The sequence below is a fragment of the uncultured Rhodoblastus sp. genome, from assembly GCF_903903185.1.
Lineage (GTDB): Bacteria > Pseudomonadota > Alphaproteobacteria > Rhizobiales > Beijerinckiaceae > Rhodoblastus.
In genome coordinates this window covers 1-10,140 of record NZ_CAIUXT010000193.1, presented here as the reverse complement: position 1 = coordinate 10,140, position 10,140 = coordinate 1, and the positions used below count along the sequence as shown (strand labels likewise).

Annotated in this window: 9 protein-coding genes and 1 pseudogene; 4 read left to right on the top strand and 6 right to left on the bottom strand. The window is 59.0% G+C overall.

Translation table 11 applies throughout. From position 1 onward, the window contains the following. Nucleotides 1-331 precede the first annotated feature (331 nt). Nucleotides 332-1,051, bottom strand: coding sequence for a hypothetical protein (locus QZY01_RS17400; RefSeq protein WP_294539669.1), 720 nt, complete (start codon nt 1,049-1,051; stop codon nt 332-334). 84 nt (nt 1,052-1,135) lie between these two features. Here QZY01_RS17400 and QZY01_RS17395 point away from each other — a divergent pair, with 84 nt between their 5' ends. Both QZY01_RS17395 and QZY01_RS17390 read left to right on the top strand, forming a co-directional pair. Continuing rightward, nucleotides 1,136-1,363 carry a hypothetical protein gene (locus tag QZY01_RS17395; RefSeq protein ID WP_294539666.1) on the top strand — a complete coding sequence of 76 codons (228 nt, stop codon included), beginning with the start codon at nt 1,136-1,138 and terminating at the stop codon, nt 1,361-1,363. 194 nt (nt 1,364-1,557) lie between these two features. Further along, nucleotides 1,558-2,607 (top strand): saccharopine dehydrogenase NADP-binding domain-containing protein, encoded by a 1,050-nt coding sequence (locus QZY01_RS17390; RefSeq protein WP_294539663.1) that lies wholly within the window; start codon nt 1,558-1,560, stop codon nt 2,605-2,607. Between the two features lie 146 nt (nt 2,608-2,753). Here the strand turns inward: QZY01_RS17390 and QZY01_RS17385 are convergent, their stop codons facing one another. After that, on the bottom strand, nt 2,754-3,614 hold the full coding sequence (locus QZY01_RS17385; RefSeq protein ID WP_294539661.1) for an aldo/keto reductase: 861 nt from the start codon (nt 3,612-3,614) through the stop codon (nt 2,754-2,756). Nucleotides 3,615-3,625: 11 nt separating this feature from the next. Next, on the bottom strand, nt 3,626-4,771 hold the full coding sequence (locus QZY01_RS17380) for an FIST N-terminal domain-containing protein (protein WP_294539658.1): 1,146 nt from the start codon (nt 4,769-4,771) through the stop codon (nt 3,626-3,628). A gap of 372 nt (nt 4,772-5,143) precedes the next feature. Here QZY01_RS17380 and QZY01_RS17375 point away from each other — a divergent pair, with 372 nt between their 5' ends. Continuing rightward, complete coding sequence (locus tag QZY01_RS17375; protein WP_294539655.1) at nt 5,144-5,599, top strand: GNAT family N-acetyltransferase; 456 nt, start codon at nt 5,144-5,146, stop codon at nt 5,597-5,599. A gap of 88 nt (nt 5,600-5,687) precedes the next feature. Here the strand turns inward: QZY01_RS17375 and QZY01_RS17370 are convergent, their stop codons facing one another. Both QZY01_RS17370 and QZY01_RS17365 read right to left on the bottom strand, forming a co-directional pair. Next, nucleotides 5,688-5,918: a hypothetical protein gene (locus tag QZY01_RS17370; protein ID WP_294539652.1), complete on the bottom strand. Its 231-nt coding sequence runs from the start codon at nt 5,916-5,918 to the stop codon at nt 5,688-5,690. A gap of 237 nt (nt 5,919-6,155) precedes the next feature. After that, nucleotides 6,156-6,671 carry a hypothetical protein gene (locus tag QZY01_RS17365; RefSeq protein WP_294539675.1) on the bottom strand — a complete coding sequence of 172 codons (516 nt, stop codon included), beginning with the start codon at nt 6,669-6,671 and terminating at the stop codon, nt 6,156-6,158. Here QZY01_RS17365 and QZY01_RS17360 point away from each other — a divergent pair. Beyond that, complete coding sequence (locus QZY01_RS17360; RefSeq protein WP_294539672.1) at nt 6,558-9,047, top strand: UvrD-helicase domain-containing protein; 2,490 nt, start codon at nt 6,558-6,560, stop codon at nt 9,045-9,047. The two genes, QZY01_RS17365 and QZY01_RS17360, sit on opposite strands and share 114 nt — an antisense overlap. Nucleotides 9,048-9,328: 281 nt before the next feature. On the opposite strand, the pseudogene QZY01_RS17355 reads toward QZY01_RS17360, so the two are convergent. Then, nucleotides 9,329-9,754, bottom strand: a pseudogene (locus QZY01_RS17355) (transposase); the annotation flags it as partial. Nucleotides 9,755-10,140: the final 386 nt, after the last annotated feature.

Genomic DNA, 10,140 nt, shown 5'->3' with positions numbered 1-10,140 from the left:
CGGCTGGAAACGAGAACGGGAGAATCGTTATGTCATTCATGGCGGGCGTGGCCGGAGCGAAAGCGCGAAAGGGTGGGTGTAAGCAACCGAATCCTACGCGATATCAGCGCATTGCGCCACGCCCGCCAGCCTCAAAAAAAAAGCCGTCATGAATAAGATGGGTTAGCAATATAAACGAGCCGAAAAATTTTCCTCGGACTCGAGAACCGGCTATGGCCATATCCCATGCCGAGCGGGGTCGCGATTTTATCAAGTGGCAGGACGCGCAAAAAGGAGATCGGCTGGAAGGCCAGCGCGAGATCGTCAACAGTCGCCGGATCGAGTTTCACGATCAGCCAAAGTCCCGCTGCGCCGCCGCCACGACTTCGTCGAGCCGCCCCTTTTTAAGTCTGTCGAGGGGCGATCCTCCGATACTCGGCTTCCGCTGGATCAGCCATTGCCAGGCGACGCGGGGATTTTTGATGATCCTGGTGACGGCCGTCATGCCTTCGACGGGCCGGCCATCGACAAATTGAGCCAGCGGGAACACATGCTTTCTTTCACCTTTGAGCAGGCCGATGACGGCGCCGCGCTTTTGCCAGTCGTGCAGCGTCGATCGTTTCGTTCCGAATTTCGTCTCGATATCGCGCGGCCCGCCGACCGGGCCAGCCCAATCTTCAAGGCGCATGGAGATCGCCGTGGCGTCAAGACTCCGGCGTCCTTCCTCAACATCTCCCAAGGTTCCGAGGCCCTCGCCCTTGCTTACCTCAACAGGCTTGGTGACGTGAACCGGCGCAAGTTCGACTGGCGCCCTTGCCGCTAAATCGGCGACGGCGGCTTCGACGACCTTGGTCAGTTCGCGTTCATGCGCGACAAGGGTATGCTGCTTTCTGACGCTGAGCTGGGAAGCGACACCTGAAAGTGCCAAGATGACCGCTTTGGTCGTGGTCAGAGCGGCTTTCGAAGCGCCAGGATTGTGCCGAGCCAGCACTTTGACAATTTCAGCGGCGGCGGCCGCATTGATAATGATCTGTCCGCCGCCGCCGGGGGATTTGCGGACTGTCTCGCTCATTTCCGTCTCCAATGAAATTCTTGCTCTAAATAGTCCATATTGTCCGGAATGTCCAGATCGGGCATGCGATGTTATCGCGTTCGCATGCGAACGAAGCCTGCCATTTTGTTGCTATACCCCGACTCGTACATAAAGGAGCATCCGCGCCGCATTCGCCTCGCGCCGCTGGAAAACTTTTCTGCGCCCAGGATCGGCGCTTTAGCCGCTGGCAAGCTTGAAAGTCCGCTATGCGCAAAATTCATCGGGCTTCTCCAGCAAACCCGAATTGCCGCTTTTGGCGCGAAGCTGGCGACCAGCAATCGTTTCGAGTGACCGCTAACTGCGGCTTGGAGTTTAGTGCCAGGAGCACGCCTTGTATCTCATCGATTGCGGAGAGTTGGGAACAGATGTCGGAGTGGTCGACTAGCCGCAATGAACAAGAGGACGTTCAGTTTTGAAAGCCGTCGTGACAACGACTGAACGGTATGACAACCTCGTCCAGCATTTTCGACGACGGGGAGCGCCTCATGGAAGGAACCATCCTCATCTATGGAGCGACCGGTTATACCGGCAAACTCATCGCGAAGGCGGCTGTCGAATGCGGCGTGCGCCCAATACTAGCCGGACGAAATATCGAAAAGGTGAAAGCGGTCGCCGAACCGCTTGGGCTGATAGGACGCGCGTTCAATCTCGGCGCCTCCGCGATCCTTGATACGGCGCTCAGGGACGTTTCGGTCGTACTCTGTGTCGCCGGCCCTTTTTCCGCGACGGCGCGGCCAATGGCGGATGCGTGTATCCGCAATCGAGTTCACTATCTCGACATCACCGGGGAAATTGACGTCTTTGAGGCGCTGGCGTTGCGCGATGCCGAGGCCAAGCGGCAGGGCGTGATGCTGCTGCCCGGAGTTGGCTTCGACGTCGTGCCGAGCGACTGCCTCGCCGCGCATATGAAGCGACGGCTGCCAGACGCCAGCGATTTGAAACTCTACATTTCACTGGGGGACGATATGTCGCGCGGCACGGCCAAGACCATGATCGAGGCGATCGCCGCCGGTACGCGCATTCGTCGCGGAGGCCGTCTTGTCTCTCATGATCGCGCGGAAGCGGGCTCGTGCGATTTCGGCGAGGGAGAAAGGGCCACGTTCCAAGTCAGCTGGGGCGATGTCGCAACGGCCTTCCATTCTACTGGAATCCCTGACATCGAAGTCTATTTCGAAGCAACTTCGGCGGCTAAAGCGCTCGTGCGCATGCCCCGGCTGGTAAAGTCATTTCTTGGCCTTGGCTTCATGCAGAGCTTTCTTAAAGCCGGCGTTGACCGTATGCCGGAAGGTCCAAGCGAAGCGGCGCGGCGCGCCGGTCGCGCCATCCTCGTGGGAGTCGCGCGCAATGACAGGGGCGGGTCGGTGCGCTCTCGCCTGAGGACGCCGGAGGGCTATACTTTGACGGTCGCGACCGCGCTCGACGCAGCCCGTCGCGTAGCCGGCGGAGAGGTCAAGCCTGGGTTCCAAACGCCCAGCCTCGCGTTCGGCGCCGATTACATCCTCAGCTTCTCGGGCGTTACGCGCGAGGATCTCTGAAGGTCGCCTATGGCGACCTGAATTCGAGACCAAACCGCGCCGTTGCTATAGTGCCGGCATTCAATGGTTCAGATTGAGTCCGAATCTTTCGGGCTCGTTTGTCCAGATATCAAGATTAACTCATAGTGCGTGAGTCCTCGACAAACTTACGTCAACTGCGCCCCGATTGCCTCGCCCTCCCTTGCAGTCAGGCAAAAATCGAAAATGGCCAAATCCTGCGCCATGTGCTCCGGCGAGGAGGTTCCTGTCAGACAGGCCATGCCGCTTTGCGTCAAATAACGGAAAAACACTTGGGCAGGGGTGCGGCCGTATTTTTCCGCTATTACTGTAACAGATGGCGCGGCGAGGATTTGCGGATTGGCGGTCAGGGTCCAGAAACTTTGATAAACAATGTTTTTGTTGCGGCATAAAGCCCGGAGCACCCGGTCATAATCCGTCTTGGCGTGAAAGCGGTTTTGCAGCGCCGCCGGTTTTATCCGGGCGGCGCGCCACAGGCGTTCGAACCTTTTCGGCTCGTAGCAATTGCTGATGCCCAATTGGCGGACAAGGCCCTGGTCGAAAAGGCGCTCCATGGCGCCCCACGCCTCGAGCGTGTCGCTGTCCTCGGGATAGGGCGAGTGCAGGATGAGGCTGTCGAGAGTGTCCACGCCAAGATTGCGCAGCGAGACCGCAAAAGATTGCTGGACCTGTTGTTCTATGCTGGTGCTTGGATCATAGGGGACGTTGTCAGGGTCTTGCCCTCGCAAGGGCGAGAATTTGGTTTGCAGAAAAATGTCCGAACGCAACACCCCTTCGCGGGCGACCACGGCCAGCGCCTCGCCTACGCCGGGCTCGTGATAATGTTTGGGCTGGCAGGCGGTGTCTATGCCGCGAAAGCCTGCGCGCAAAGCCTGGGCGACCAGTTCCGCCGTGCGCTCCTTTTTCCACGCCGTGCCGTAAATCAACTGGGGCACGGTGACGCCGGCTGCGGTGAGGATATGGCGCTCATCCGCGACAGCTCTCGTCATATAAAGTCCTCTCAGGCCGGTCCGGCGAAAACCGTAAGCACGCCAGTATAGCCGTAAAGATGATGACGGGCGATTTCGCCGCCAGCGAAAAAGCCGATCAGCGGAATATCGCCCAAAGCCTCGCGCACCATTTTGAATTCGGCGTGACGGGCGCCGAAATGCGGCCCGCCGCGCCCTGAACAGCTGATGTAAAGCGCGCCCCGCATGCCGCCCGCGGCCTCCGCCTGGGCGCGGACCTCACCGACGATGCGAAGCAGGTCCTGTTGCGCGGCGACCGCGTTGCGCTGGCAAAATGCCAGCCTCATGCCGTTTTCCATTGTCTCCGCGATCGCCAGTACGCCGGACTTGCGCCCGACGCCGACGATATGGCGGACTTCCGTATTGGCGCCGAATTGACCGGGCTTTGCCGAGGCATCCTCGCTGGTCGTCACCAGCCCCACCAGCGTCGCGGCCAAGGCGCCGTTCAACTCCGGGTCGGACAAATCGGGATCGAGACCAAGGTCTTCGAGCACGCAATCGATCGCCCTGGCGCCATCGAGTGTCACCAGCAAATTGCCCTCCGCGCGGGTGATGGCGCGTTGCGGCCCGATGGGCAGGCACCCCTGCGTGACCCGCGAGACAATCGTCACCTCCGAGCTGAAGGCGACTCCGGACAGCCCCTCGGCCAGCACGTCATCGGCAAGGCAAAGCGCTTGGGTCCGCGACGAAGACAAGCCACCGAACAAATAGCCCGACGCAGTTCGCTCGCTCAGCGCCTTCAATTGCGCGGCAACATCGGTGGCGCCAATGGCGTGGACAAGCGCGGCGAAAGGCTCGAAACCAGAGCAAGCTTGGAGAGTCTCAAGCGCGGAAAAAACCTTGAACGAATCTGGTGGCAATTCCGCCAACATAAGCGCCATCGCCGGTTCATCGAAATATTCAACCGCGCCGGCGCCCACGCCTACCCCGACGGCGCCGACCCAGTGCAAGCCGGGCATGGCGTCGCGCAGCGCGGCCAGAATGCTACCAGCAGCCTTGGCATAATAATCGCTCAGATAACACCAGCCAAGATTGGGATTTTGCCCCTGCTGCAATTGCCGATCAACCTGTTCCCGGCAGGAGGCAAAAGCAATTGTCCAGTCCGCGTGGCCAGCATGGGCAGAGATGAAAGCGCTCATGGTCAGGCTCCGGAAAAAGGCTAAGGGTCATCAGCAATCAAGCGTTATGAGCAATGGCCGTGCCAGTTCCGCGCGGCGGCTGCTCGAATTACGGAACGGAATGCTATAGATCCGGCACGAGAAAGTTGGGATTCATTCTACCATGTAAGCCTCCAGGTCGTTTATGACGACCTGAATTCGAGACCGAACCGCGCGATCATTCGCGAGGTCCGTGCGAACGGCTGGATTTCTCCGTCGCGCGTTTGAAAGTAGACTATGCCCATGGCGTCGCCAGGCATTATCACTTCCCCGACTTTTCGCGCCGCGCAACCGGGCGACGAGCCCGCCGCGACCGCCCTAATAAATTCGGCCTATCGCGGTGATTCCAGCACCTTGGGCTGGACGACCGAGGCGCATATTCTCAAAGGTCGTCGTGTAGACGAAGCCGGGTTGGCCAAACTGATGGCGGAGCCGGACTCCCTCATCCTGCTTTGTTTCCAGGGCGACGACCTGATCGGCTCGGTTCATTTGCAAAGGCTCACAGACGACAAGGGCTATCTCGGCATGTTCGTGGTGCGGCCGGATTTGCAGGGTCGCGGCTTTGGGAGGAGCTTCATGCGGGAGGCCGAAATGACCGCCCAGCGGATTTGGGGCGTGACGCGCATGTCGATGAGCGTGATTAGCCTGCGGCGCGAACTGATCGCTTATTACGAACGCTGCGGCTATGCGCTGACCGGCGAACTCCTCCCATTTCCTTTCGAGGACGGATTGAGCGTGGCGCTGGTCAAGGGCATCGAGCTAGCGGTGATGGAAAAGGAACTGCCGGCCGCACATCCAGATTGGAATTAGCCAAAGCTCGCAGCCGACCGCGATTGGCTGGAAGTGCGACCGGATGAAGCCAGAGACGTTAGGCGGCGGCCGCAGGGTGCAAGCATGGTCAGCTGTGATTGGCGCAACCCATTTCAGCGACTGCTTTCTGCCAAAATACTTGGATTGTTTCCGCCGCCGCCGAGGTCTGCAAATGGCGCGAAGCCGGCGGCCAGACGTCGTTTCGAGTGGCCGCTATCTGGGGTTGGGAGCTTCCGTGCTGCCCGACGTTGTATTCCGAGCACGCATAGAGGTGTTTCAGCGCCGAACAGGCTTCCCGCGCCGAGTCCAGGCCGATCATCGCCGATACTTTTGACGTGGGCCGACAGCGTCGCGGAGACAGGCTTGACTGGGCGGACGCTTGGCCGCAACTGACGGAAGGCGGAACCGAACGCCGGCCGCCGCGCCGTCGTCGTCCGTTGACCCGTTGGCGACACAGGGGAAAAAAGCTTTTAGGATCGTCACAGCTTGAGTCGCCGATTCTCTCGGCGAATCGGTCCCAATAGAATTGTTCGAAGCATCTTGTCCCATGAAGATCCTAGAGTTCGCAGACTTGGACACGTCGCGGGTAAAGCCCGCCTATCGCAAGGTGGCAGCCGCGATTGCCAGTGGCGACTTTCGCGCGGCTCAGGTGCGGAAGCTGACGGGCGCTGGACATGGCAAACTCTACCGCGCGCGGCTCAATGACGCGGACCGCTTGATCTTTTGCCTCCTCCGTCACGATGACGACGTCTGCGCCCTCATGCTGGAAGTAATCGTCAATCACGATTACGGAAAATCGCGCTTCCTGCGAGGCGCTGTCATTGACGAGGATAAAATCGTCGCCTGCGATGCCGCCGAGGCCGAAAAGGAAGCGCAATCGTTGCGCTATCTGAATCCTGAACGGACGATCGTCCATCTGCTCGACAAGCCGATTTCCTTCGACGATGCGCAGGACGCCATCTTTCGCGCTCCTCCGCCCCTCATCGTCGTTGGCGGCGCCGGCAGTGGGAAGACGGCGCTGACGCTGGAAAAGTTGAAACTGGTTGAAGGCGAGGCGCTCTATGTGACCCATTCGGCCTACCTCGCCCAGAACGCGAGAAACCTTTACTACGCCAATGGATTTGAGCGGGCGGGTCAAGAAGCGACATTTCTATCTTATCGGGAATTCATTGAATCCATTCACGTTCCAACAGGACGCGAGGTCGTGTGGCGCGATTTCAACGGCTGGTTCCAACGCATTCGCCAGACCTTCCGGGACCCGGATTTTCGCGACATCGACGGGCATCAGGTTATTGAGGAAATTCGCGGCGTCATTACGGCTGGGGAACGCGGCGTGCTCAAGCGGGAGGATTATCTCGCCTTGGGCGTGCGCCAGTCGATTTTCGCTGGGAACAAGCGCAACCGGCTCTATGACATATTCGAGAAATATCTTTCCTGGCTGAAAGACTCAAAACTGTTCGACCTGAACTTGATCGCGCAGGAATGGCTCGCCAAAGCTGCGCCGCGTTACGACTTCGTGGTGATTGACGAAGTCCAGGACATAACGCCGGTGCAACTCGCGCTTGTGCTCAAAACCCTGCGCCATGCCGGCCACTTTCTGCTCTGCGGCGATTCCAATCAGATCGTTCACCCCAACTTTTTCTCATGGGCTCAGGTCAAGAGCCTGTTCTGGCGCGACCCGGAACTCGCGCAACGTCAGCAATTGTCGGTGTTGACCGCCAATTTCCGCAACAGCCGCGAGGCGACGCGGGTCGCCAATCAGTTGCTCAAGATCAAGCACCGGCGTTTCGGTTCGATCGATCGCGAAAGCAATTTTCTGGTCCAGGCGGTCAGCGCCGAGGCGGGCGAAGTGACGCTGGCGTCGGATAAGGAGGAGCTCAAGCGGGAACTCAACCAGAAAATCCGCCAGTCGACCCGTTTTGCCGTGCTGGTTATGCGCGACGAGGACAAGATCGAGGCGCGGAAGCATTTCGCCACGCCGCTGTTGTTTTCAATTCATGAGGCCAAGGGGCTGGAATATGAAAACATCGTCCTTTACCGTTTCATCTCCGACCATCGGGCGGAGTTCAATGAGATCGCCGATGGGGTTTCGGCGCAAGATCTGATCGCCGACGAACTTGACTATCGGCGGGCGAAGGACAAGAGCGACAAGTCGCTGGAAGTCTATAAATTCTTTGTCAATGCGCTCTATGTCGCGCTGACCCGCGCGATCGCGAATATCTATCTAATCGAATCCGATACCGAGCATCCGATATTCAAGCTTCTCGAGCTGAAGTCCGCGGGCCGGGTGCATGTGGATGCGAAACAGTCCAGCCTTGAAGACTGGCAGAGGGAAGCCCGCAAACTCGAGCTGCAGGGGAAGCAGGAACAGGTCGACGCCATCCGGCGCGACATTCTCCGGCAAAGCCCAGTGCCTTGGCCGGTGTTCGATCAAGCAAAAACAACCGAACTACTCATCAAGGTTTTCCGCGACCGCGCTCCCGGCGGCAAGCCGCGCCAGTTGTTGCTGGACATCGCCTGCTGCCATGACGAACCTGCGCTCGCTGTCTGGCTGGCGTGGGACGCCGGCATGGAAGCCGCGAAGCAATTCGACCGGCTGCGCGCCAGTCAGGGCCGCAAGAGCTATGCGGCTTATTTCTCGAAGAATTTCAAAGAAATTTTGTACCAGTGCGCCGGCCACGGCATAGAACATCGTTTGCAAATGAACCAAACTCCCCTCATGGCGGCGGCTGCCGCCGGCAATATCCCGCTGGTGGAGGCGTTGCTTGAACGCGGCGCGGACCGGCAAAACATCGATCATTTCGGTTGCAACGCGCTTCATTGGGCCATGCGCGAGGCGTTTCGCGATCCGGCTTTTGCGAGGGGGCCATTTGCCGCGCTTTACGAGCTGCTGGCACCCTCAAGCATTGATGTGAACACGGGCGAACGGCTTGTGCGCATCGACCAACGTCACTCGGAATATTTCCTGTTCCAAACGTTCTGGGTTCTTTTCAAGTCGCTTTTCACACATGATCAGCCACGAAATCTCGCCGCCCTGGACACACAAACTATTCTTTCCGCATGGGAACACTTGCCCCTTGCCATTGTCGCGAACGAGCGGAGAAAGCGGCCATATCTCTCCGGACTGCTGGCAAGAAACGAGGTCAGTCGCGATTACGCCTACAATCGCCGCCTGTTCAAACGCAGGGCGCTTGGTTGTTATCAGTTCAATTCGACCTTGTCCGTGCGGCAGCGCCGCAATGCCGAGGATGTGTGGACGCCAATTTTTGAGGCGCTGAATCTGTCTTTTATCGCCGAATTCACGCCCACTGTATTTGGATGGAACGGCGCCCGGCTCTCGCTCGAAGACTATCTCGAGGAAGCAGGCATGCCCAAGGTCTCGCTTCCAATTGCGGAGGAAAGGACGCAAGGCGAGAAGCAAAAGGGCATTGCACATAGCGGAAAATAAGAGTCTCCAGCCACCGGACACGAGGCCGAACCGAGTTCCCGAGCGGGAGCGACCCCCGAGGGAGGGAGTGAATGACGGTGCCGGATTCTGTAGATGCGGTCGCAGACCGGATGCGATTTCAACCAAGCCGCTTCACACCCAGATGACGACTCCATCAAGTGCCGATCGAGCACGCTGAGAAGGAGGGTGCCCGAAAGCTTCGAATTCGCTTAAACCTGAGCCGCCGACCCTTGGCCCGTTAAAGAACACAATCGGACCCGAGATGGCTTGTAAGCGTACGGTCAGGCAGTCTTTGACTGGAATGCGTCGCCCCATGGCAGGAGATCGGCGATCTTCCTGGCCGGGTGATCGGCGATGCGAGCAAGAACCGTTCTCAGATAGGCTTCCGGGTCGAGGCCGTTGAGCTTGGCGCTCTCGATCAGCGACAGCACGCCAGCAGAGCGTTCACCGCCTTTGTCTGAGCCGGCGAAGAGCCAGTTCTTGCGCCCAAGCGGGATCGGGCGGACTGCGCGCTCGGCGGTGTTGTTGTCGATCTCGATCGTGCCGTCGTCGATGAACCGGCCGAGCGCCGTCCAGCGCGTCAGCGCATAGCGGATGACCTCCGCCGTCCTGGATTTTTGCGGCAGCTGGGCAAGCATGTCTTCCAGCCAGCCGCGCAGGGCTTGGAAGCGCGGCGCTGTTTCTTGCTGGCGTACCTCTCGTCTGTCTTTCTCGTGTGGCGCCGCCCATGAAAATCCTTTGCCTCTCCGAAGATGCGGATGCAACAACCATGACATCACCTCGGGCCAAAAAATATCGTCGTGATAGGGCCATTAAACACCGAATCGGACCTCGTCCACTCACCGGCGACGAGGCCTTGGAAAAATGGTTACGGCAGGAAGTCGCTCTGGCCACCGACGCCATCAAAAGCGATCCGTCGCGCGGCCGATCGGTTGCGGACGTATGCGCCTCCCTAAGGCGCCGTTGATAAATAACTGAATCAAAGAGCGATTTTTGCGAGTCTTGGGATTCCCAGCTGGAGTCCGAGTTTATAGAATCGCGGCGTGATTGACGAATCGGCCATACGATTGCGGTTTCAAGCGCTCGATGCTTT